The organism is Flavobacterium sp. GSA192 (assembly GCF_006386525.1).
Taxonomy (GTDB): Bacteria; Bacteroidota; Bacteroidia; order Flavobacteriales; family Flavobacteriaceae; genus Flavobacterium; species Flavobacterium commune.
The window spans coordinates 381310-405070 of sequence record NZ_VAHC01000005.1 but is presented as its reverse complement, the minus strand read 5'-3'; the positions used below and the strand labels follow the sequence as shown (position 1 = coordinate 405070).

Annotated in this window: 27 protein-coding genes and 3 tRNA genes; 16 read left to right on the top strand and 14 right to left on the bottom strand. The window is 33.0% G+C overall.

The genetic code is table 11. The features are described 5' to 3' along the window. Positions 1-116 precede the first annotated feature (116 nt). Positions 117-500, top strand: coding sequence for a flagellar motor protein MotB (locus tag FDM27_RS12735; protein ID WP_071183323.1), 384 nt, complete (start codon positions 117-119; stop codon positions 498-500). Positions 501-753: 253 nt separating this feature from the next. Here FDM27_RS12735 and FDM27_RS12730 read toward each other — a convergent pair whose 3' ends face one another. The 8 genes from FDM27_RS12730 to FDM27_RS12695 all read right to left on the bottom strand — a co-directional run bounded on the left by FDM27_RS12730 (position 754) and on the right by FDM27_RS12695 (position 7586). After that, entirely contained in the window at positions 754-1263 is a 510-nt protein-coding gene (locus FDM27_RS12730; protein ID WP_140486952.1) for a CAP domain-containing protein, read from the bottom strand. A 306-nt stretch (positions 1264-1569) separates the two neighbouring features. Further along, positions 1570-2073, bottom strand: a complete 504-nt coding sequence (locus FDM27_RS12725) for a CAP domain-containing protein (RefSeq protein WP_071183324.1) — start codon at positions 2071-2073, stop codon at positions 1570-1572. A 163-nt stretch (positions 2074-2236) separates the two neighbouring features. Beyond that, entirely contained in the window at positions 2237-2881 is a 645-nt protein-coding gene (gene pdxH / locus FDM27_RS12720) for a pyridoxamine 5'-phosphate oxidase (RefSeq protein WP_140486950.1), read from the bottom strand. 24 nt (positions 2882-2905) lie between these two features. Continuing rightward, positions 2906-3811: a ribonuclease Z gene (locus FDM27_RS12715; RefSeq protein WP_071183326.1), complete on the bottom strand. Its 906-nt coding sequence runs from the start codon at positions 3809-3811 to the stop codon at positions 2906-2908. 74 nt (positions 3812-3885) lie between these two features. Continuing rightward, on the bottom strand, positions 3886-4221 hold the full coding sequence (locus FDM27_RS12710; protein WP_071183327.1) for a ribonuclease Z: 336 nt from the start codon (positions 4219-4221) through the stop codon (positions 3886-3888). Positions 4222-4278: 57 nt separating this feature from the next. Continuing rightward, complete coding sequence (locus FDM27_RS12705) at positions 4279-5205, bottom strand: aspartate carbamoyltransferase catalytic subunit (protein WP_140486948.1); 927 nt, start codon at positions 5203-5205, stop codon at positions 4279-4281. 88 nt (positions 5206-5293) lie between these two features. Continuing rightward, entirely contained in the window at positions 5294-5833 is a 540-nt protein-coding gene (gene pyrR, locus FDM27_RS12700; RefSeq protein WP_071183329.1) for a bifunctional pyr operon transcriptional regulator/uracil phosphoribosyltransferase PyrR, read from the bottom strand. Positions 5834-5966: 133 nt separating this feature from the next. Beyond that, complete coding sequence (locus FDM27_RS12695; protein WP_071183330.1) at positions 5967-7586, bottom strand: ABC-F family ATP-binding cassette domain-containing protein; 1620 nt, start codon at positions 7584-7586, stop codon at positions 5967-5969. A 163-nt stretch (positions 7587-7749) separates the two neighbouring features. On the opposite strand from FDM27_RS12695, the gene FDM27_RS12690 reads away from it, so the two are divergent. Both FDM27_RS12690 and FDM27_RS12685 read left to right on the top strand, forming a co-directional pair. Continuing rightward, positions 7750-8145 carry a hypothetical protein gene (locus FDM27_RS12690; protein WP_071183331.1) on the top strand — a complete coding sequence of 132 codons (396 nt, stop codon included), beginning with the start codon at positions 7750-7752 and terminating at the stop codon, positions 8143-8145. Positions 8146-8920: 775 nt separating this feature from the next. Beyond that, positions 8921-9301, top strand: a complete 381-nt coding sequence (locus FDM27_RS12685) for a DoxX family membrane protein (protein WP_071183333.1) — start codon at positions 8921-8923, stop codon at positions 9299-9301. A gap of 66 nt (positions 9302-9367) precedes the next feature. On the opposite strand, the gene FDM27_RS12680 is transcribed toward FDM27_RS12685, so the two are convergent. From FDM27_RS12680 to FDM27_RS12670, 3 genes are all read right to left on the bottom strand, one after another. Beyond that, positions 9368-9901, bottom strand: a complete 534-nt coding sequence (locus FDM27_RS12680) for a redoxin domain-containing protein (protein ID WP_140486946.1) — start codon at positions 9899-9901, stop codon at positions 9368-9370. A gap of 68 nt (positions 9902-9969) precedes the next feature. Continuing rightward, positions 9970-10452 (bottom strand): Crp/Fnr family transcriptional regulator, encoded by a 483-nt coding sequence (locus FDM27_RS12675; protein ID WP_181161666.1) that lies wholly within the window; start codon positions 10450-10452, stop codon positions 9970-9972. 111 nt (positions 10453-10563) lie between these two features. Continuing rightward, positions 10564-11676 carry a lactonase family protein gene (locus tag FDM27_RS12670; protein ID WP_140486942.1) on the bottom strand — a complete coding sequence of 371 codons (1113 nt, stop codon included), beginning with the start codon at positions 11674-11676 and terminating at the stop codon, positions 10564-10566. A gap of 130 nt (positions 11677-11806) precedes the next feature. Here FDM27_RS12670 and FDM27_RS12665 point away from each other — a divergent pair, with 130 nt between their 5' ends. Genes FDM27_RS12665 through FDM27_RS12650 form a run of 4 tightly spaced genes read left to right on the top strand, consistent with a single transcriptional unit; the run spans position 11807 to position 15987 of the window. After that, on the top strand, positions 11807-13735 hold the full coding sequence (locus FDM27_RS12665; protein WP_140486940.1) for a vWA domain-containing protein: 1929 nt from the start codon (positions 11807-11809) through the stop codon (positions 13733-13735). A 14-nt stretch (positions 13736-13749) separates the two neighbouring features. Further along, positions 13750-15003 carry a dihydroorotase gene (locus tag FDM27_RS12660; RefSeq protein ID WP_140486938.1) on the top strand — a complete coding sequence of 418 codons (1254 nt, stop codon included), beginning with the start codon at positions 13750-13752 and terminating at the stop codon, positions 15001-15003. A 7-nt stretch (positions 15004-15010) separates the two neighbouring features. Continuing rightward, positions 15011-15331 (top strand): DUF4870 domain-containing protein, encoded by a 321-nt coding sequence (locus tag FDM27_RS12655; protein WP_071183339.1) that lies wholly within the window; start codon positions 15011-15013, stop codon positions 15329-15331. Positions 15332-15339: 8 nt separating this feature from the next. After that, positions 15340-15987 (top strand): alpha/beta hydrolase, encoded by a 648-nt coding sequence (locus tag FDM27_RS12650; RefSeq protein ID WP_140486936.1) that lies wholly within the window; start codon positions 15340-15342, stop codon positions 15985-15987. Between the two features lie 84 nt (positions 15988-16071). Here FDM27_RS12650 and FDM27_RS12645 read toward each other — a convergent pair whose 3' ends face one another. Continuing rightward, the gene (locus tag FDM27_RS12645) at positions 16072-17082 is read right to left on the bottom strand and encodes an FKBP-type peptidyl-prolyl cis-trans isomerase (RefSeq protein ID WP_140486934.1); all 1011 of its coding nucleotides are present in this window, start codon (positions 17080-17082) and stop codon (positions 16072-16074) included. Positions 17083-17160: 78 nt separating this feature from the next. Here FDM27_RS12645 and FDM27_RS12640 point away from each other — a divergent pair, with 78 nt between their 5' ends. Further along, positions 17161-17550 (top strand): RNA-binding S4 domain-containing protein, encoded by a 390-nt coding sequence (locus FDM27_RS12640; protein WP_071183342.1) that lies wholly within the window; start codon positions 17161-17163, stop codon positions 17548-17550. A gap of 122 nt (positions 17551-17672) precedes the next feature. Then, complete coding sequence (locus FDM27_RS12635; RefSeq protein ID WP_071183343.1) at positions 17673-18173, top strand: phosphoribosyltransferase family protein; 501 nt, start codon at positions 17673-17675, stop codon at positions 18171-18173. Here FDM27_RS12635 and FDM27_RS12630 read toward each other — a convergent pair. Continuing rightward, positions 18165-18683 carry a shikimate kinase gene (locus FDM27_RS12630; RefSeq protein ID WP_140486932.1) on the bottom strand — a complete coding sequence of 173 codons (519 nt, stop codon included), beginning with the start codon at positions 18681-18683 and terminating at the stop codon, positions 18165-18167. The two genes, FDM27_RS12635 and FDM27_RS12630, sit on opposite strands and share 9 nt — an antisense overlap. Positions 18684-18810: 127 nt before the next feature. On the opposite strand from FDM27_RS12630, the gene FDM27_RS12625 reads away from it, so the two are divergent. The 7 genes from FDM27_RS12625 to FDM27_RS12595 all read left to right on the top strand — a co-directional run bounded on the left by FDM27_RS12625 (position 18811) and on the right by FDM27_RS12595 (position 22593). Continuing rightward, positions 18811-18883 (top strand) — tRNA-Lys (locus FDM27_RS12625). Positions 18884-18925: 42 nt separating this feature from the next. Continuing rightward, positions 18926-18998 (top strand) — tRNA-Lys (locus FDM27_RS12620). Between the two features lie 42 nt (positions 18999-19040). Then, positions 19041-19123: transfer RNA gene (locus tag FDM27_RS12615), tRNA-Leu, on the top strand. A 373-nt stretch (positions 19124-19496) separates the two neighbouring features. Continuing rightward, positions 19497-20096, top strand: coding sequence for a nitroreductase family protein (locus FDM27_RS12610; protein WP_140486930.1), 600 nt, complete (start codon positions 19497-19499; stop codon positions 20094-20096). A gap of 173 nt (positions 20097-20269) precedes the next feature. Next, complete coding sequence (locus FDM27_RS12605) at positions 20270-21151, top strand: pirin family protein (RefSeq protein WP_140486928.1); 882 nt, start codon at positions 20270-20272, stop codon at positions 21149-21151. A gap of 7 nt (positions 21152-21158) precedes the next feature. Further along, complete coding sequence (locus FDM27_RS12600) at positions 21159-21656, top strand: hypothetical protein (protein ID WP_255510531.1); 498 nt, start codon at positions 21159-21161, stop codon at positions 21654-21656. Between the two features lie 64 nt (positions 21657-21720). Then, a complete protein-coding gene (locus FDM27_RS12595) occupies positions 21721-22593 on the top strand; it encodes a DUF808 domain-containing protein (protein WP_071183348.1) in 873 nt (290 codons plus the stop codon). 155 nt (positions 22594-22748) lie between these two features. Here FDM27_RS12595 and FDM27_RS12590 read toward each other — a convergent pair whose 3' ends face one another. Next, entirely contained in the window at positions 22749-23750 is a 1002-nt protein-coding gene (locus FDM27_RS12590) for a type IX secretion system membrane protein PorP/SprF (protein ID WP_140486926.1), read from the bottom strand. Between the last annotated feature and the right edge of the window lie 11 nt (positions 23751-23761).

Genomic DNA, 23761 nt, shown 5'->3' with positions numbered 1-23761 from the left:
TATATAGATATTTCTATTAAATTTAAATCCTCTTAATTACACAAAAATTAGCAACACAATAATTTTTATGTAAAAAAACAACGGTATTATGACAAAAAAACACTTAAATTTAGAATATGAAAATACCCCAAATCTATTTTTTTATTTTAGTAAGTCTGTTATCCTATAGTGGATATTCTCAAAATCCAAAAGTTTTTATCACCGAAAGAGTTGGCGAGAGTTACGCATATGTAAATGTTACAAAAACTTACGAAAGAGTCGCCGAGAAAGGATACAAATCTATTGATTTGTTTCAAAAATTAGGTAATGCTTTCTACACTGATTTAAACATGGGAAAAGCCGCTAAATGGTATGGCGAATTATTTGCAATGACAATGGATTTAGATGCAATATATTATGATCAATATGCAAAATCATTGTACGCTATTGGTGAAAATGAAAAAGCCAATTATATTATGGAGCAATTAAAACAAAAAATTAATTCAATCAAAAACAAATAACGAAGATTCGTTTTTTCTAACCACACTAAAACAGTTGCAAATTATAATATTTTGCAGCTGTTTTTTTTTGCATCATAAAGATTATTGTAAAACCAATATTCATAAATATGACTATCCGTTTCTTATACCAGTTGCGGACAGCCATATTCATAAAAATATCTTTTGGTCAATAATAATTTCAACTCTAAGCACATACAATAAAAAAGAGGCTGCTTAATCAAAAACAGCCTCTTTAACACAAACTCAAACTCAATTATAATTTAGCAAAAATATTGGTATAATATTTTTCACCTGTAGCAGAATCCTCTTTTATAGCTAAACCAAAATGAGTGAAATCACCAACAATATTCACCCTGTGTTTAGGACTGTTTAACCAGGCATTCAAAACTGATTTTGCTGAATGGTAATTGAAAGCAATATTCTCAGCAACTGCCTTAGCTCCTAAAACCTTCATTATATTTTCGGAACGGGCATAAAAATCATAATGATTCAAAACCTTATAATTAATCATATAAATATCGTGCTCTTCTGATTTGAATGATATATGATTAATTTTTTCTAAACGATTCAAGCCTATACTGACCCTATAATCATTAATTAAATCCATAGTTTCTAATTCAGAAACATTGTAAGTGTAATTTAAAACTAATTCTGGTTTAACTTTAGAACTTAAGTTCTCTGACTCCTCATTATCAGATGAACAGGAATTTAACATAAATAAAGCCGATAACAGCATTATTTTAGGCAATAAATTTAATTTCATACAGTTTTGGTTGTTTTTTTTTGGTTTTATTTTTTTTGGTTCTGCCAAACATACAAGTTTAATCGATTACACAAAAAAAAAACAGAAAATGAAATGTAATTTTAACATTAATTAAATGTTACCAATAATTTTTCTTACGGAATAAAAAAAGCAATAAAGAACTACTTTTCAACTTCTTACAAAAAAATAAAAAAGCAAAAAAAAGAGGCTGTAATTGGGGATTTACAACCTCTTTATTTTTTTAATACCAAAAGAGAATCGATTTGGGGAAAAATTCTCTTTGGTACTAAATAAAAACCAAAAAAATTAAATTTTTGCAAAAATATTAGTGTAATATTTTTTTCCTGTTGTTTGATTAGATCTAATAGAAATTCCAAAATGAGTATAATTCCCTTCAATATTTTTCTTGTGTGCAGGACTATTCAACCAGGCATTTAAAGCAGATTGTGGACTATTATAATTATAAGCAATATTCTCACCCACTGTTTTAGCTCCTAATAACTTCATAATATTTGTAGAACGATCTACAAAACCATCATGACTTACCACATTATTATCAATCATATAATAATCATGCTCTTCAGATTTATATGAAATATGATTGATAATCTCTAAAGGATTCAAACCAATACTTACTCTATAATCATTAATCAATTTCATAGTTTCTAACTCAGTTGCACTATAGGTATAATTCTCTACAATTACCGCAGAAGTTGAATCAGCAGTTACTTCTGAAGAATCAGATGAACAAGAATCCAATGTAAATATTACTGTTAAAAGCAACATTAATTTGAGTAAATTTACTTTCATAAGCTAGTAGTTTAAGTTTAAAGTAGATTGTGGGGCAAACTCTTTAAATGTGTTAGTTTGTGTTCTTATTTGTTATTCAAACATACAACACTTTATCGGTAAACTACAAAAAAAATCGACGAAATACATCTTTTTTACTTAAAAAAGAAATTTTTCTTACATATCAAGGCGATAATCGTTCTTTTTTCCATGAGTAATCCTCCTGAAGAGAATAACGAATTCTGTCATGCAAACGATTGGCTCTTCCCTGCCAAAATTCAACTTCCACAGGACGAACAAGATAGCCTCCCCAATGTTTGGGTCTTGGAATTACCATACTTTCATATTCACTTTCCAACTGTTTTAAATTTTCTTCTAAAAATTCCCGGGAAGGAATTACTTCGCTTTGATTAGAAACAATTGCTCCTAGTTTGCTTCCATCAGGTCTGGAATCAAAATAATTATCAGAAATAATTTCAGAGGTCTTTTCTGCAATGCCTTTAATGATTACCTGACGTTCGGCCCCATGCCAAAAAAAAGAAAGACAAACATGAGGATTCTTTTCTATTGCTTTTCCTTTTTCCGAATTATAATTGGTATAAAAAACAAATCCTTCTTCATTATACCTTTTCAACAACACCACTCTTGCTTTTGGATAACCATCCAAACCAAAAGTAGAAACCGTCATAGCATTCACCTCTTCTCCTCCACCAAAATCTTCTACCTCATGAAACCAACGATGAAAAAGATTGATAGGATCTTCGGGAATATTAGATTCCAATAATTCACTCTTTTCATAAGATCTTCTATAATTACTTAAATCTTCCATTGTATATTGTAATTAGTATTATAACTATAAATCAAAGCTTACGCCATCATCTGCCAATAAAATAGCAGGAAAAACCGTTTCAGCTTCTTCTTTAAACAAATTGATATTGTCATATCGGGTAGAATAATGACCTAAAATAAGTTGTTTTACCTGAGCTTTTTTAGCAATAGTAGCTGCTTCTATAGCTGTTGAATGCATTGTTTTAGCGGCTAAATTCTCCTCAGATTGCAAAAAAGTAGCTTCGTGGTACAAAACGTCGGCTTTTTCGATTATTAACAAAATAGCTTCATTATAAGCTGTATCTGAACAAAAAGCATAACTTCGGGGAATTTCAGGATCAAATGTCAATTGTACATTAGGAATGAGAGTTCCATTATCCAAAAGAATGTCTTTACCATTTTTTATATTCTGATAATAACATTTCTCGATTTGGTACTTCTGGACCGCTTCAATGTTCAGTTTTCTTTTATCTATTTTTTCCTGAAATAAAAATCCATTGGTATAAATACGATGTTTTAATGGTATGGTTTTCACCAAAACTTTTTCATCCTCATAAATCACTTCACTTTCCTTTGATGTTAATTCATGAAAATGCAGACCAAAATTAGGCCAGGAATTGGATAATCGCAATTGCAACATTATGATTTCCTTAATCCCTTTAGGACCGTAAATATGTAAATCGTTATTGCGATTTAGTAAAGAAAAAGTAGAAATTAAACCGATTAAACCATAAAAATGATCTCCATGCAAATGCGAAATGAAAATTTGGTTAATCTTAGAAAACTTGATTTTGTTTTTCCGAAGTTGGACTTGTGTTCCCTCCCCACAATCAATAAGAAACAATCTGTTTTTTATTTCTAAAATCTGAGCAGTAGGATTGGTAATTGTGCGAGGTGTTGCTGCATAACAGCCTAGAATAGTTAATTTCATTTAAGATTATTAATTTTAGATTGAGCAAGTAACATTTAAGATTCATTCAAAACCTAAAATCTGAACTTTAAAATCTAAAATCCTAAGTCTCTCTCTATTTCTTCCATCTCAATAATATCATGAGCTTCTAACAAAGAGGGAACTACAGTAAATTTTTCAGGTAATGCGTTGTAATCAAAATCTGCTACCACTACAACAAATGATTTTTTGGACTTCTTATGTTTTTTTGACAGAGGCAAAAACAACTTCAACTCGCTTACCGGTATTTCGTCTTTATAACCTAAAAGATCAATAATAATATTATGGTTTTCATAACTCTTATACTGATGTGTAACCTTCATCAAAAAAGAAGTAAAATCACCCTGAGTATCCTTAATTGTAATAGTATGGTCTTTTTGATCTACTTTCATTGCTTTGAAATTTTATTGTTAGATTACAAAAATCTAAAGTTACTAAGTTTTTTTTACTTACTGAATTTTTGATGCCAAAAGATAAATCACCGCCATTCTAATAGCTACTCCGTTTTCTACCTGGTTCAAAATAACCGATTGTCCGGAATCGGCTACCTCAGATGTTATCTCCACTCCTCTGTTGATTGGTCCCGGGTGCATAATTACAATTTCTTTGTTCAAAGACTCTAATAATGCTTTATCAACCCCGTATTGCTGTGCATATTCTCTTGTCGATGGAAAATAATTCACGTCCATTCTTTCGTTTTGAACGCGCAACATATTGGCTACATCACACCATTCTAAAGCTTTTCGTAAATTAGGTTCTACTTTTACGCCAAGAGATTCAATGTATTTTGGAATCAATGTTTTAGGACCGCAAACTTTTACTTCGGCACCTTGCATTCGCAAAGCATAAATATTAGACAAGGCTACTCTTGAATGTAAAATATCCCCAACAATCACCACTTTTTTTCCGGCTACATCTCCTAATTTTTCTCTTATCGAATAGCTGTCTAACAAAGCCTGAGTGGGATGTTCATGAGCTCCGTCACCCGCATTTACAATACTGGCTTTTACATTTTTAGACAAAAAATAAGCAGCACCGGGATTAGCGTGACGCATCACCACCATATCCACTTTCATCGAAAGAATATTATTTACGGTATCAATAAGCGTTTCTCCTTTTTTAACCGAAGATTGTGCTGCCGAAAAACTAATCACATCAGCTGATAATCGTTTTTGGGCTAATTCAAATGACAATTTGGTTCTTGTACTATTTTCGAAAAAAATATTGGCAATGGTAATATCTCGTAACGAAGGCACTTTCTTTATAGGACGATTAATGACTTCTTTAAAATGATCGGCTGTTTCAAAAATAAGGTCAATATCATTTTTGTTGATATATTTTATTCCTAATAAATGATTTACGCTTAATTCGCTCATTGTTTTTTATTTGTTTGTAGTTTATTGTTTTTGGTTTTTAGTTTAAAGTAACAATGAACCATGAACAACAAACGATTCCTTTTTTAACTTAATTAGTAACCAGATAAACGGTGTCTTCGCCATCATTTTCTTTCCAACTCACTTTTACCTTCTCATCATTAATAGCATCCACCTGTCTTCCTCTATAGTCAGGCTGAATTGGTAAATCCCTACTAAAACGACGATCAATCAATGTTAACAATTCAATTCCTGAAGGCCTTCCAAAAGACTGAATAGCTGTCAAAGCCGCTCTAATACTTCTTCCGGTGTACAACACATCATCAATGAAAATAACTTTCTTATTTTCTACGATAAAATTGATATTGGTTTTATTGGCTTCCAATGGTTTTTCGGTTCTTCGAAAATCATCTCTAAAGAAAGTAATATCCAAATAGCCTAATTGTATTTCAGGAGTATTATATTCTTTTTCCAACAATTCCTTAAGACGATTGGCTAAAAAAGTTCCTCTGGGCTGAATACCTATCAAAATAGTATCTTTAAAATCAAGGTGTTTTTCAATTAGCTGACAAGCCAAACGATGAAGAATGATATTGACTTCTTTGGAATTAAGTAAAACTTTTTGAGTCATAGTAAAGTGTTATCTTGGGTCATGCAAAAATAGCACTTTTTTTCAACCCTTTTTTTAATTCTATTCAAAAAGCATAAAAAAACCGTCTCAAATTAGTATCGAGACGGCATCTTCTTATTGTTTTCCCAATCCATTAAAGATTGTACATTTTCTTTCTTTGTTCCTGAATTTTTTCATCATCCAAGTACTCATCAAATGTCATGTAACGGTCAATTACCCCATTAGGAGTCAACTCTACTACTCTGTTACCCACAGTTTGTGCGAACTCGTGGTCATGAGTGGTAAAAATTACAGAACCTTTGAAGTTCTTCAATGAGTTGTTAAAAGCCGTAATCGATTCCAAATCCAGGTGGTTTGTAGGTTCATCCAGCATCAAAATGTTAGCACGTTCCATCATCATTCGGGACAACATACAACGCACTTTTTCTCCTCCTGACAACACATTACTTGTTTTTAAAGCTTCTTCTCCTGAGAAAATCATTTTCCCTAAAAATCCTCTAATAAAAACCTCATCACGCTCTTCTTCGGTTTTTGCATATTGACGCAACCAGTCTACAAGTGATAAATCATTCTCAAAAAACGAATGATTTTCAACCGGCAAATAAGCCTGATTTGTAGTTACACCCCAGTCAAATTCTCCCGAATCCGGTTTTTGATTTCCATTCAAAATTTCGTAGAAAGCAGTTGTAGCACGGGAATCTTTTGAGAAAAGAACAATTTTGTCTCCTTTTGCCATATTCAAATCCACATCTTTGAACAATATTTCTCCATCAATAGAAGCACTTAAATTCTGAACATTCAAAATCTGGTCTCCTGCCTCACGCTCCTGATCAAATATAATCGCAGGATAACGACGACTTGAAGGCTTGATTTCAGAAATATTCAATTTAGAAATCATTTTTTTACGGGAAGTCGCTTGTTTAGACTTCGCCACATTCGCAGAAAAACGACGAATAAACTCTTCCAATTCTGCTTTTTTCTCCTCTGCCTTTTTATTTTGTTGCGCTCTTTGTTTCGCCGCTAACTGGCTAGACTCGTACCAGAACGTATAGTTTCCTGAATAATGGTTTATTTTTCCAAAATCAATATCCGAAATATGCGTACAAACAGCATCCAGGAAGTGACGGTCGTGAGAAACCACAATTACTGTATTTTCGTAATTAGCAAGGAAATTTTCTAACCACGCGATGGTTTCAAAATCCAGGTCGTTAGTAGGCTCATCCATAATCAACACATCAGGATTTCCAAAAAGTGCCTGCGCCAAAAGCACACGAACTTTCATTTTCCCTTCCATATCCGCCATCAACGTATAATGGTGTTCTTCGCCAATACCCAAGTTTGATAACATAGAAGCAGCATCCGAATCAGCATTCCAGCCGTTCATTTCTTCAAATTGCACTTGCAATTCCCCGATTCTGTCGGCATTTTTATCGTTATAATCTAAATAGAGTTCGTCCATTTCTTTCTTAACAGCATACAGGACTTTATTTCCCATAATTACGGTTTCTAAAACCGTATGCTCATCAAACATGTTGTGATTTTGGTTTAAAACCGACATACGTTTTCCAGGCTCTAACTGAACATGACCCGAAGTAGGATCCATATCGCCCGAAATGATTTTAAGAAAGGTAGATTTTCCAGCACCGTTAGCACCAATGACACCATAGATGTTACCGTGAGTAAAAGTGGTATTTACTTCGTCGAATAAAATTCGCTTGCCAAACTGAACTGATAAATTATTTACTGTTAACATGAATATTTTTTATAAAATTTGCTGCAAAAGTACAAAAAAATAGCTATTTATCAGAATGCTTTCTAAAGTTAGTTTTTATCTTTATTTGTAGGAATATTTTAATATATTTGAGAGTTATTAAACTCTATTTCTAAAATTGTATTCCTAAAAAATAACAATCATAATGAATTACTACATCAAGATAATTCTAATCTTAATTTTTTATTGCATAATAAATCCGGTTTTTACATCTTTATATTTAAGTATTTCTGGTTTACCTGGAGGAAACGTGGGAATGATACCTTATGGAATTTTACTAGCTAATATGATTGCCACTCTTATTTCTTTACTGATACTCTACCTAATAAGACTAAAAAAAACGATTGGAATAAATTTATCAATAGCAACAAATAATTTAATTTATATTATCACGCTCATTTATTTTGGACTTAATCCATTTTTTGATGAAATGGGAAAAGATTATGCAAAACTTGATTTCGTAATTCTTTTGTCTTCATTTTTATCCTCGATAATAGCAGTTGTAGTTTTTAAAATAGTACATGCAAGATGCTCAAATTAATTTATACAAAACCAAACTTGTTTAAAATGCTAAAAAAACATCAAAAATTTGCCCTGATTATTTGTGTATTACCAATCTTTGCAAACATCATAGCTCATTTAACACAAAACTACAAATACAATGAAAATCTAAGATATATCTATCTAATTGGAGTTATTACTGTTTACTGTTCTTAGGGAATTTCATTTATATGGGACTTGATAAATTCTGTAGAAATTTCATCCAACAAAAACACTTCAAAATTATTTAAAATAGTTTGGACAACTATTAGCTTAATTCCAATTATATATCTGTTTTCTATGCTATTAATAAGCATAATTTATAAACCTCTATAGCAATGATGTAGTATTCACCTGCTTGCCTAGCTTCAAAATAAAAGCTTTATCCCCGAATGCGCGGAAATTCTTTCCATACCCGCAACGATGAGCAACTTTGTCGAGTTACGTGATGAGATTCCTCTATCGTCGGAATTGACAAAATTGAGGAAGTCTCCCAAAACCAACTTAATTCTCGTCTTTTTTCACAAGAAACACTCAATTGAATATTAAATTAACATTTTTATAAATAATAATTTTCGAATATCAGAAAAATCAGTTTATTTTTTTGTAAATTTACTATACAATATAAAAACACAACACGATACTCATCGTTGTACAGTTTTAAAATACTGGTTTTTCTGATTGAAACGGTTTTTAGGAATGAGTTTTAACTAACAATGAAAGTGCTGAACCGCAACAGAATTTTATGATTTGTTAACCCATAAAACCAATATATCATGAAAATTGCAACCCTAATTATTCGTACATTAATGGGAGCTATATTCCTTTGTACTTCTCTCAGCTACTTTTTTTTACCAAGCCCTGAACCTGTTTCCACAGGTGATTTCAAAGCATTTCAAGTTGGTCTTATTGCATCAACTTACTTGATGCCATTAGCAAAATCAATTGAATTTTTATGTGGACTGTCTTTTCTGTTAGGGAAATTCACCACCTTGGCTAACATTGTAATCTTCCCGGTAATTATTAATATCGTACTCATTAATTACTTTTTAACTCCAAGCAACCTGCCTATCGGTATTGGTATTCTTTTCGGCAACATCTTCTTAATCTATTCGCACTGGGAGAACTATAAAGGATTGTTTAAAATGAATGGTTAAAATAAAAACATAAAAATCGTTTTAAAGACAGAATCCCTGACAAAGAAAGTTAGGGATTTTTTTGAACTAATTTAACAACTTCTCCAAAGGATAATGATCAATTACACTATTTCCATAATGTGCTATTTCAATTTGTTTATCTTTTCCAATTAAAAAATCAGCGGGGATTTGATTGATTGTCCCTTCTACTCTACCCATAATTTTAAATTCATTTTTAAAAGCCAGCTTTAAATTTTGAATTGCTTTTAACGAAAAAGTACGTATTGTTTTAAACCAGGAAGGATGCACTCCATACAAGGTATATAATTCCCTATTTCTATCAGCTATTATTACAAAATCAAAAGAATGACGGTCATAAATACTTGCTTTCAAACTCTCTTCCGAAGATTCAAAAACAGTAATTAATTTCAAATTATGTTTAGCAAAATTTTCTTTTTGCTGCATAATTTTGGCAATTTGAACATTACACATTGGACATTCGGCATACCTAAAAAAACTTAAAATAATTTTTTGATTCTCAATCTGACTAAGATCTATGATGTTTCCAAAAATATCTTTGGTAACAAATAAAGGTGCTTTTTGCCCTGAAACTAATTTCATAATCGATGTTGTTTATATTATACATCCACAAATTTGAAATTAAAACAAGAATTCCTACTTGATTCAAATCAAGAAATTTTAGCCCGAATTCTGCTTAAAGTCTCCGGTTTCATCATCAAATAAGAAGCAATATATTTTAAAGGAATTTTATTTATCAAATGTCCACTTCTTTTAATAAAAACGGCATAACGTTCCTGAGGCTTTAAAGTAAGTAATTCCACCTGTCGTTGAATATGCCCGGTCAATGTAGACTCAAGCATAGATTGATACCATAACGCAATTTCAGAATTGCTTTGAATCAGCGGCAATAAATCCGATTTAGCAATAGCAACTAATTCAGTATCTAAAATAGCTTCTATGCTTATCAACGAAGGCGTTCCTTCAATAAAAGTCTGAAAACAAGTAATCAATGAATTTTCATAACCAAAACCCATATTAATTTGTTCTCCATTTTTATCTATCACAAACAGGCGTACACATCCTTTTTTCACAAAATACAAATTGGAATCTTTTTGCTTAAACCCTAAAAGTAATTCTTTTGTTTTAAGCATTTTATTTTTATTCCAAAACCCTAGTAAAGTCTTCCTTGATTCAGTTCCTAAAATTTTGTTTTCAGACAAAAAATGCGACAATGCTAAACTCATAATAATACAATCCAAAAATTATATTTTAGTAAAAACCAAGCAAACAGGAGCGCACAAATAGATTCTTTTGCCTGTGTCTTCGAGTGCTCCCGTAGTTTTATCAATTTTAAAAATTACTACATCATTCGAATATTGATGAGCAACCAAAAGAAAATTCCCCGAAGGATCAATTGCAAAATTTCGCGGTCCTTTTCCCAATGTACTGTTTTGTCCCAATGATTCCAACTTGCCATTCTTTTTAACTTTAAAAATCGAAATCGTATTGGCTTCTCCTCTGTTAGAAGCATATAAAAATTTCCCGTCAGGCGAAATATGAATATCGGCTGAACTAAAAGTTCCTTTGAAATCTTTTGCCAAAATAGTGGTTTCGTCTATTTTTTTTAATTTTCCATTCAAATAATTAAACGTCGTCAGGCTACCGTCTAATTCTTGCAATAAATAAACGTGGTTTCCGTCATTACTAAACGTTAAATGTCTGGGCCCACTACCTGATTTGACAGCAATACTATCCGAAATCCTCAAAGTTTTATCATTTGAATCCAAATCATAATGATAAGAATACACCTTGTCATTCCCTAAATCATTTACCAAAACAAACTTTTTATCGGGTGAAAAACACACCATATGAACATGAGGTTTCTCTTGTCTTTGTACATTTATTCCTTTACCAAAATGTTGAATTAGCTGTTTAGCGGCTGTAATACTTCCATCTTCATTCTTTCCAAAAACGGCAATATTTCCTCCTGAATAATTAGCAACAATTACATTCTTATCGTCACTAATAATGTAACAAGGATCCGCACCTTTAGAATCCTGCTGATTGATTAAGTTTATTGCACCACTTTTGGCATCAAATTTAAAAGAACTTACTGCACTATTATCGCCATTCTCATTAACAGCATATACAAATTGATTGTCCTTAGAAACCGTCAAATAACTGGGACTAACAACTGTTGAAGAAGTGTTTTTAAAACTAAATTCAGCTATATTTGTATCAAAATCATAAACATAAATACCTTTGCTTTCACAGCTGTTAGTATAAGTTCCTATGAGTAAATTCAATTTATTTTCCTGAGCCTGAACCCCAATACAAAACAATACTATAAATACAATTAGAAGGTCTTTTTTCATTTTCTTATTTTTAGTGAATGCTAAAATACATATTAATCTGTGTAATCTGTCACTAAAAAAATCTCAGAAGCGAAAAGCAAAGTGCATAGTTTTAACTATTTTTGGATATTAAATAAAACCCAAAACAAGAATGCAATTCAAACATCCCGAAATTTTATACTTTCTGTTCTTATTGATTGTACCTGTTTTGGTTCATTTGTTTCAATTTCGTCGGTTTAAAAAAGAATATTTTACCAATGTTCAGTTCTTAAAATCGATTTCCATCCAAACCCGAAAAAGCTCCCAACTAAAAAAATGGTTGCTGCTTTGTTGCCGATTGTTATTGCTTGCTTGTGTTATTTTGGCCTTTGCCCAACCTTTTTTTGATGCTAAAGACCACAACAATCGTTCGAATGAAATGTATATTATTCTGGACAATTCTTTCAGTATGCAAGCCAAAGGAAAAAAAGGCGAATTACTTAAAAGAGCCGTACAGGAATTACTCGAAGAAACTCCCGAAAACACTAAGTTCTCATTGCTTACCAATACCGAAAGCTATTGGAACACCGACATCAAATCGATTAGAAATACACTGCAAAATCTAAAATACAGTGCCATACCGTTTGAATTAGATCATTTGTTAGCCAAAATAAATGCGCATCCTACCAATGCAAAAAAGGACATTATCATTATTACAGATGCTATAGGAATTAACCAAAAACAACTCAAAAGCATTTCTAAAAATGATGTCAGTTATTTTATAATTCCAAAATCGGAACAAAAAAACAATGTGGCTGTCGATAGTGTTTTTATCAATGAAACTACTACTGATTTCTATGATATCAATGTGGCTTTATCAAGTTATGGCGAGGCGATAAAACCGGTTTCTGTTGCCATTTACAATCAAAACAAACTGATTGCTAAAACGGTTTCTAATTTAGAAAGCCCGAAAAAATCATTGCATTTTAGCATCCCTAAGCAAGCTTTTCAGGGTTATGTTTCCATTTCTGATAATAGTCTGGCTTATGATAATAACTTTTATTTCAGTATTTCAAAAGTCAAAAAAACAAATATCATCAGCATTGGCGAAACCTCCAAAAGTAGCTTTTTACAACGCATCTACACCAATGATGAATTCAATTACAGCAATTCCGAATTGGCTCTGTTAAACTATAATAACATTGAAAAACAAGACGGAATTATCTTAAATGAATTAGACGAAATCCCACAGGCTTTACAAATTACCTTAAAAGCTTTTGTTCAAAAAGGCGGTAATCTTATTGTTATTCCTTCGGCAAAAAGTTCGATTACAACACTAAATTCTTTTTTGGGGAATTTTGGAAATATTCAATTCAAATCTTATCAGAATACCGAAAAACTAATTAGTAAAATAAACTTCAATCACCCTTTATTTTCAGATGTTTTTGAAAACAGGATTAGTAATTTCCAATATCCTTCTACCAAAGCTTCGTTTAGATTTTCGGGTTCCAGTCCCGCAGCTTTGTTTTATGATGATCAAAGTGCTTTTCTATCGGCGATGTTTAATCCCGTGTCGGCTGTTTCTGTTTTTTCGGCACCTATAAATACCGAAAATTCCAACTTTCAACAATCGCCATTAATTGTTCCTACATTTTATAAAATGGCATTGTACAATCAAAACAATGGTGTAAACGCACTGACTATTGGAAACCAAACTCCTTTTATCGTTGATGCCACGTTATCAAAAAATGCTATTTTAGAAGTTAAAAATTCGAACGAACAATTTATTCCTATTCAGCAAATCATGAATACTAAAGTCAAAATGACTTTTAATGATTTGCCTTTGGAAGCAGGAAATTTTGAAATTTACAATCAAAAACAATGGGTAGAAAACATTAGTTTTAATTACAACAGAAGCGAAAGTAATCTAAACCCATTGGACAACAACTTCCTATCCCAATACAACACCGCTGAATCTATTGAAAGTGTTTTTCATAGCCTACAAACCGACCGAATGGATAATCAACTTTGGAAATGGTTTGTTATCTTTGCACTGCTCTTTCTGATATGTGAAATGGCAATTATAAAATTCCTGAAATAAAATATTCTCTATATATGAAACTAATTATCCGAAACGCCAAAATTATCGACCCTCAAAGTTCTTTTCACAATCAAACGGTAGATATTTTAATTGTAGATGGATTAATTGAAAAAATCGGAGCTTCTTTACCCAATCCAGAGCAGGTAGAAGAGCTAAAATTAGATAATCTTCATGTATCTCAAGGTTGGTTTGACAGCAGCGTTTCTCTGGGCGAACCTGGTTTTGAAGATCGCGAAACCATCGCAAACGGATTGCTGGTTGCTGCAAAAAGCGGTTTCACCGGAATTGGTTTACAACCCAATTCTTTCCCTGTAATTGACAATCAATCCCAAATTAATTTTGTAAAAACCAAAGCTATTGGTCACGCAACAACACTTTTTCCTATTGGCGCCTTAACTAAAAATGCCGAAGGAAAAGACATGGCTGAATTGTTTGACATGAAACAAGCCGGAGCGATTGCTTTTGGAGATTATAATAAAAGTTTTGAAAATGCCAATTTGTTAAAAATTGCTTTGCAATACACTCAGGACTTCAACGGATTAGTGATTGCTTATTCTCAGGATTCTAATATAAAAGGACAAGGTGTGGTGAACGAGGGAGTAGTTTCTACACGATTAGGGCTGAAAGGGATTCCTAATCTTGCCGAAGAATTACAAGTTGCCCGAAATTTATTTTTACTAGAATATACCGGTGGAAAATTACACATTCCAACAGTTTCCACAGCAAAATCGGTCGCTTTAATCAAAGAAGCTAAAGCCAAAGGATTGAATGTAAGTTGTAGTGTAACGGTTCATCATCTAACAATGACCGATGAAAAATTAGACAGTTTTGATACCCGTTATAAAGTGACTCCTCCTTTAAGAACAGAAGAAGACCGACAATCATTATTAGCCGGAATTCTCGATAATACCATCGACTTGATTACAACCGACCATAATCCTATTGACATTGAGCATAAGAAAATGGAATTTGATATGGCAAAAAACGGAACCATTGGTCTAGAAAGTGCTTTTGGAGCTCTAATGAACGTATTGCCTTTAGAAAAAGTAATCGAAAAATTAACCAGCGGGAAAACGGTATTCGGTATAGAAAGTCCTGCTATCAATGAAGGTGCTACAGCCAACATCAGTTTGTTCAATCCTGAAGGAGAAAGTACTTTTACAAAAGCTGCTATTTTATCGAAATCTAAAAACTCAGCCTTTTTAGGAATGCAAACAAAAGGAAAAGCATACGGAATTGTAAATCAAGGTCAATTAATTTTAAGATAAAAACATCATGAATCCAGATAAAGAAGGTAAAAACATAGCCATCATTAGCTATTTCACTATTATTGGAGCAATCATTGCTCTTTTTATGAACGCCGATAAAAAAAGTCCTTTTGCTTCTTTCCATATCCGTCAGGCCTTAGGCATCTTTTTATCCTTTTTTTTAATTGGATATTTTATTGGGTATTTTGATAGTTGGACTATTTCATCCGCTTTTTATTTGTTTTATTTCATCCTTTGGATCTATGGATTTATGGGAGCCTTACAAGGACAAATGAAACCAATTCCAATTTTAGGAGAACAATTCCAAAAAATATTTAAAAACGTTTAATCTAAAAAATGAATTTATCCCTAGAATACCTCATCAGAGAGCCTAAAATAAAATTAGATAAAAACCCTTTATTGCTTTTATTACACGGTTACGGAAGCAATGAAGCCGACTTATTCTCCTTTGCCTCTGAATTACCGGAAGAATATTATGTTATTTCGGCTCGTGCTCCTTATGACTTGCAATACGGAAGTTATGCCTGGTATGCTATTAATTTTGATGCCAATGAAAACAAATTCTCTGACCACGAACAAGCAAAATTATCTCGTGATTTAATTGCAAAATTCATCGAAGAATTAGTTGCTAATTATCCTATTGATGAAAAGAACATCACTCTTTTAGGCTTCAGCCAGGGTGCTATTTTAAGTAATGCTATAGCATTGTCACACCCTGATAAAGTTCAAAAAGTAATTGCTTTGAGCGGTTATATTAGCGAACCCATATTTGAAGAAAATTATAAAAACAATGATTTCTCTAATTTAAAAATATTCGCAGCCCACGGAACAGTCGATCAGGTAATTCCAATAGAATGGGCACGAAAAACCAAAGCTTTTTTAGACAATTTAGCAGTAAAATCTGTTTATCACGAATATCCAATTGGTCACGGAGTTTCACCTCAGGAATTTAACGACTTTAAAAACTGGTTGATAAAGGAGTAATTCTATAAAGCAGCAATTCCATAAAAAAATCCCGTTTTGTTCATCAGTACAAAACGGGATTTTTTCTATTTGATAAAGCTAGATTTAGTGACAAGCTGAATCTAAATGCTTTTTCTTTCTGCTTGAATTAGTTGTATTCCCACTACAATCAGGAATTGATGCAAAAGGAGTAACAACACCATTTATTGTTATTTCTGATCTGGTAGTAAATTTATCTCCATCATCATCAATATCTAAATAATCAGGAATGCCGTCTTTATCAGAATCATCAGTTTCAGTAACTCTTAAATAGCCATCACCATCAATATCTTCTAGATAAGAAGGAATTCCGTCATTATCTAAATCAGATCTTTTAACTGCGTACAATTTAAAACTAAAAACCAATGGAGAATAACTTGGTATAGACCCTTGCCCTGAACTGTAATAAGCTAATCCCGAAGGCAAAAACATCACTCCTGCCCCATAATTAGTATGCGTTACTGTTCCATCTCCATTTGAAACAGGAGTATCTCCCGTTCTAAATTCTGGAAAAACTTCGCTCCAACCCGTTATAACACCTGTTAAATTAAAAAAAGATTGCGGATATCTTAGTACTTCAAATTGACTTGCTAAAAGCTCAGAAGGCACAGCTGGTTGTGCTGGAGTATCACCTGAAGCAGGCACAGCTTCTTTAGCAACTGTACGATACAAATAATCTCCTCTGTAGGATGTCAAAACCTCATCGACATTAGTTGGTTTCTCTCCTACTCCTTCTCTTAAAACTAGATAATAGATTTCGTATGTTATTTCGTGTAATTCAACAGTTTTTTTCAATAATTTAGGAAAAGTACTGCTGTTCAAATATGACATTATGGATGGTTGAGTATCCGAATTTGTAATTTTTTTAATTATTACATCATTATCTGCAAAATTAGGATCGGCAATATCTATATAATAAGTCTCCAAGTATTCTTTGATAGCAATACTATCTATTGTAAACTGTTCTTGAAAATCTCTAAGAGGTACTTCTTCAATAGAAGAATTATCGTCTTTCGAACATGAAAATAAAGAGAGGCTTGTAATTATTAAAATAAAATAATACTTAAATTTGTTCATTATAGCTGAATTTTAAGTGCGCAAGATACAATATTGATTTATTTTTGTAAACTATTTAACTCTGATTTTACAATTTTTATGCGAATAGATAAATATTTATGGTGTGTCCGATATTACAAAACCCGAAATATGGTTACGGAGGCCTGTAAAAAAAATCACATCACTGTAAATGGCGTGGTTGCAAAACCCTCAAAAGAAGTTTTTCCTACCGATAAAATCACTTTTAGAAAAGACCAAATTACACAAATCATCACAGTTCTAGACATTCCCGAAAATCGTGTGGGTGCAAAACTCGTTGATATTTATCGAAGAAACGATACGCCTGCCGAAGTCTATCAGCATTTGGAATTATTAAAATTATCCAAAGAACATTATCGAAAAACCGGAACAGGACGACCAACTAAAAAAGACCGAAGGGATATTGATGACTACGGAAACGAAATTCATCATGAAGACGAAGAAGATTAAAATTACAAATTCAAACTTTTAGAAACGTATATACAACTTTGTTTTTTTATCCTGAAATTTGGGAATTTGGGATTTAAAAATTGGAATTTAAATTTACCTATATTAGCAAAAAAAATAAATTTATGAGCAAAAATATCATTCTAACCAATCTGGAAATTAAACACAAAACAAAACGTATTGCTTACCAAATCTATGAAACCTTTATAGACGAAGAAGAAGTGGTACTTGCCGGAATTGCCAGTAATGGCTATATATTTGCCGAAAAAATTGCTCAGGAATTAAAAACTATATCCGACTTAAAAATCCTATTGTGCGAAGTGCACATTGATAAACAAAATCCTAATCAAGCCATAACAACTTCCATTCCCGCCGAAAACTATGCCAATAAAGGTTTGATTCTTATTGATGATGTGTTGAATTCTGGCACAACCTTAATTTATGCAGTAAAACACTTTTTGGATGTGCCATTAAAAAAATTCAAAACAGCGGTCTTAGTCGATCGAAACCATAAAAAATATCCTGTAAAAGCCGATTTTAAAGGAATTTCTCTTTCTACTTCTTTATTAGAACACGTTAGAGTAGAATTTGACCAGGACAATGATAATTATGCCTGGTTAAGCTAAAATTGCCAAAATATCCTCCACTGTCTGCGCAATAGTTCTTTGATCTACAACAACACTATGTTGCGCCTGATTGTAATAATAACTTCTTTCAAATAAATGAGTAGCAATAAACTCTTTCATCTCGACATCGTTTTTGTTTGCGATAAGGGGTCTATTGCTTTTATTTAAGGATAATCTACCTACCAGGGTATCTATAGAGGCTTTTAGGTAAATAGACTCTACATCTTCTCTTTTTAATAATTCATGATTATTGGCATAACAAGGGGTTCCCCCTCCTAATCCGATAATAACTGCTTCGGGAAGATTCAGTAATTCCACAAAACATTCATGTTCTAATTTCCTAAAATGGATTTCTCCCTTTTCGGCAAATATGGTTTTGATGGTCATTTTTACCTTTTCTTCGATAAATTCATCCAAATCGATAAAAGGAATCTCCAGTTTTTTAGACAATTCTTTGGCGATAGTTGACTTTCCGCAACCCATATAACCCAACAGTATAATTTTCTTCATAGAATAAAACCCTATAAACTAAGGTGTTAAAATTTATTATTAAAAAAAGACAAATTTATAATAAAATAGCTTGGAAATAATAAAAAAAACGCCTTATATTTGCACCCGCAATCAGGGAACGATGCAAGACTCGATAGCTCAGTTGGTAGAGCACATCACTTTTAATGATGGGGTCCTGGGTTCGAGCCCCAGTCGGGTCACAAATTAAGTGATTCACTTGAAAAACGTTTTCTGATGCATTTGACTCGATAGCTCAGTTGGTAGAGCACATCACTTTTAATGATGGGGTCCTGGGTTCGAGCCCCAGTCGGGTCACAAAAGGTTAAGTAAATATTTACTTAACCTTTTTTACTTTTAGGCCATGTGGAGAAACGGTAGACTCGCCATCTTGAGGGGGTGGTGCTCGCAAGGGCGTGAGGGTTCAAATCCCTCCATGGTCACTTTCAAAAAAAGTGTTAAATCAATTGATTTAACACTTTTTTTTATATTGAAAAAAATATAATTTACCTACAAATACCACGCGGTTCAATAATTCCTGCAAAGTGACAAGACAGGAATTGAACCACTAATAATTATCCCTCTTAAAAGTACTAAATAACAGAATTACATCTACATTCTTAAACATCTCAAGAAACCTTTAAAGGTCAATTAACATCAAAAAAGATTATGGTTTTAAAAAACACACCCTTTCATTATCGCCTAATACAAGACCTTATATTTTTTCTATCAGTTCCGTCAGTTATCTTCCTAATCCAATTTGTAGAGACCTATTATTAACTTAAATTTGCAGTTATTCAATTAGCAAAAAAGACCATGGATATTTTAGATTTAATTCAACGAAGATATACTGCCAAGCAATACAACGCTACTAAATCCATTCCGCAGGAAAAAATAGAGAATTTAAAAGAAATTTTACGCCTTACCCCTTCTTCCATCAACATCCAGCCCTGGAAATTTACTTTTGTACAAAATACCGAAATAAAAGCTAAATTAGCTGCTGTTTCGATGCACAATACCGAGAAAATCAACCAGGCGCAATTGTTAGTCGTTTTTTCGGTGGCAGATGATTTGGACGTTTTTCAAAAAGTAGTGGATAATGAATTGCCGGCATTTAGAAGAGACTGGTACAACCAAATGAAAGCAAGCATGCCGGAAGCCGATTTAAAAACCTGGCTGGCCAAACAAGTCTATATTGCTCTGGGGGTAGGTTTAACTGCCAGTGCAGCATTAGGACTGGATTCGACTGCTATGGAAGGTATTGAAGCAGATAAATACAAGGACATTCTCAATATGAGCAGCTACCAGCCTCTTTTTGCTATGGCCGTAGGTTACGGTGCTGAAGAGGATTTCAACCGATTAGAAACAACACCAAAATCGAGAAGATTGCTGGAAAGTGTAATTGAATCAATCTAAACCGTTATCTGTACCAAAAATACTAAGAGCTTTTTAATTTAGTTTTGTCAGCATGTGCCGAATTTTCGGAATGTCGAGGACTCCGCTTAGTGAATAAATAAGCACTTCGACAAGCTCAGTGTAACAAAAAATAGAATACAAAAATTATAACAAACGATTTAAACCCAATTGTCATGTCTAATATCAACCTCATTATCGAAGAACGCGCTGCCGATATAGGCAATTTTCTGGTAGGCCGATTGCTGCCTTTTCGCCAAAAACGCATGGTGGGTCCTTTTATTTATATCGATCACATGGGTCCTGTAAAAATGAATGAACGCCAGAATTTTGATGTTTTGCCTCATCCGCATATTGGTCTTTCTACACTTACCTTTTTATTCGAAGGCTGTATTATGCACCGCGACACTCTGGGGAATGAAGTCGAAATAAAACCGGGCGAAGTCAACTGGATGACCGCAGGAAAAGGCATTGTACACTCCGAACGCACTCCTGAGTATTTACGCCATTCCGAAAAAAACATGCACGGCTTACAAATTTGGGTTGCCTTACCCAAACATTTAGAGCAAATGGAACCGGAGTTTTTTCATATTGACAGCAGCGAAATTCCTTCGTGGAAAGAAGATGATGTCGAATTCAAATTGGTTGCAGGAGAAGCTTTTGGCAGAAAATCCAATGTACCGGTCTATAGCCCGATGTACATGCTGGAGATAAAATCGGTTACAGAGAAAAAATTAAATATTGGGCAACATCTGTATGGTGAAGCCGGTCTTTATATTCTGAAAGGCGGAATTGAAAACGACGGTAGCGAATACGGTCCTAAACAAATATTAGTGGCAAAAAACAGTAGCCTTTGTGAATTTACCATAAAACCCAATTCGACTATCTATATTTTTGGTGGTGAAGCCTATCCCGAAGAACGATTTATCGACTGGAACTTTGTTGCAACAGACAAAGCATTAATTGAGCAAGCCAAACAAAACTGGACGGAACAAAAATTTGATAAAATAAAAGGCGAAACCGAATTTGTTCCTCTTCCTGTGTATCCTAAAAAGTAAAAAGCGAATGTCGAAACGAGATGAATTAGAACAATTTCCTTTGTATCAAAAAGCAGAGCAAATTTATAAAATTACCCAAGGATTAATAGAAATTATTCCTGCTGACAATGAATATCTTCAGGAAACCACGGTTCGATTTATGATGGAAAACGCCATGATAATCCCTGCTAAGATTGCCGGAGCTCAGGCAATGGAGTTGTATGATTTGAAAATGGAAAACGCAACTATCATTCGGAAAGCTGCACGGGAACTTTATGTTCAGGCAGGAAGTTTGCGCTTTGAAGAAGCTATTTCAGACCAGGATTACATTCATTTATTAAGAAATGAGATCGATGAATTCCGACTCTTGTTTATTGACTGGGTTGCCGGTTTTGATGTTTGGAATTACATCAAAGACGATTGGGGTTTATTCAATCCGCCGGGAGTAAGTGCTCATGACAAAGATCCGGATGACGACATTTCTTTTAATCCAGATGATTTTCTAAATTTTGATGACGAAGAGTAATTTTACATTAAAATTCAATCAAAAAGTAGTAATTTCGCTCTAATAAATAAACAAAAAAAAATTTATGGCATCAGGTTTTTTCGCACTATTAGATGATATCGCAGCAATTATGGATGATGTTGCGGTGATGAGTAAGGTGGCAGCTAAAAAAACAGCCGGTATTTTAGGCGATGATTTAGCAGTAAATGCCGAAAAAGCTTCGGGATTTGTTTCGTCAAGAGAACTTCCTGTTTTATGGGCTATTGGTAAAGGTTCCTTTATCAACAAATTAATTATTTTGCCCATAGCCTTTCTGTTAAGTGCTTTTTCACCAATGGCTATCATTATCATTTTAGTAATTGGAGGACTTTATCTGGCTTACGAAGGTGCCGAAAAAATATATGAATTTCTATTTCATCGCCACCACAGCACAGCGGCCATTACGGACGAAACCCTGAGCGAAGAAGAAATTTTAAATCTTGAAAAAGGAAAAATAAAATCGGCTATTGTAACTGATTTTATTTTGTCGGTCGAAATTATCATCATTGCACTAGGTACTGTAATTGGAGAACCTTTGAGCAAACAAATAATTGTGGTTTCTATAATTGCAATAGTTGCAACCATTGGGGTTTATGGTATTGTAGCGTTAATTGTCAGAATGGACGAAGCGGGTTTAAAACTAATTCAACTGAGTTCAAAAGAACAAAGCTTTACAAAATCCTTAGGTACTGTTCTGGTACAGGCTTTACCAAAAGTTATCAAAAGTTTATCTGTTATTGGAACTATTGCTTTACTTCTAGTTGCTGGCGGTATTTTTGTACACAATATTGATTTTTTACATCATTTTGCTCCACAATTACCAGCAATAATCAAAGAATTTACTGTTGGATTAGTCTTTGGATTTGTAGTATTAGGAATTGTAAATCTGTTGAAAAAAATCTTTGGCAAAAAACAATAAGTAACTGGAATGAAATAATGTCGTTTTTTTTAAACCACATAAGTCATATAAGTTTTTTACTTTATTCTAGTATCTCATTTAATAACAAATAAGACCATATAAGGTATGGCGGTGTTTTATATGACAATAAATTATTCTTATTACTTACTTCTTTATTATCTTCCAATATAATTAGGGCAACCAAAACACTTTTTGTCCAAATTAAACTGATAAGTCAAAGACAATTCATAAACACCACCTGTCTTTCCTATTTTGGTAGTATTCATATCATACGAAAGTCCAAATCGTAAGTGATCGTACTGCAATCCTGTAAAGAAATTCATAGAAGTTAACAAATGACCGTCTATGCCATTTTTAGCAGGATTAGTAACCGCAGTAGCACCAAAAAACATCTTTTCAAATAATATGGAAGCACCTATATCTAAACGATTGTAACGACCTTGCTGCATATAGTTAGCCGTTGCAAACATCTTAGTAGCATAAGGAAAAAATTGGACGTCGATATAATCTGCCAAAAGAAATTCGTATCCTGTACTCAATGAGAAAAAGGTATTCAAAGGTACGTTTCCATCTTTATTAAAAGCAATGTTGGGTTTATTGAGGTGTTTCATAGAAAGACCAATCCATAAATCTTCGGTGTTAAAAACCATAGCTGCTCCAATATCAAAAAAACCTACCTTATCATTTCTTAATGCCAGATCTATTGAAGTTGAATTGTTAATCCCGGTTCGAATATTAATTTGGTCTTCTAAAAGTAAATTCTGAAAAGCAAAAGATTTGAATCCAAATCCTACTTCGATTGCAGGTCTAAAATCCCATTCGTCACTTACTCGAACTCTGTAAGCATAGTTAGCATTCAACTGCGAGAAATTATAATTGGTAGCACTCTCCCTTTGGTTTAAAAAACTAACTCCCAGTCCGCTGTTCATTTCGTCGCTCCAGGTATTGATAAACGCATAATCGGTATCAATTTTTAAATTCAAATCAGGCCATTGTTCTCTGTGAATAATTCCCATGTAAGTAGTTTCCATATAGCCGGTAAAAGCCGGATTTAAGGTTTCAGGAACTAAAAAATATTGAGTAAAAACAGGATCCTGTGCTTTAACATTCGAATAAAAGAAACACGAAATCAAGATAATAACTAATTTAATTTTCATTTGTAATTGTA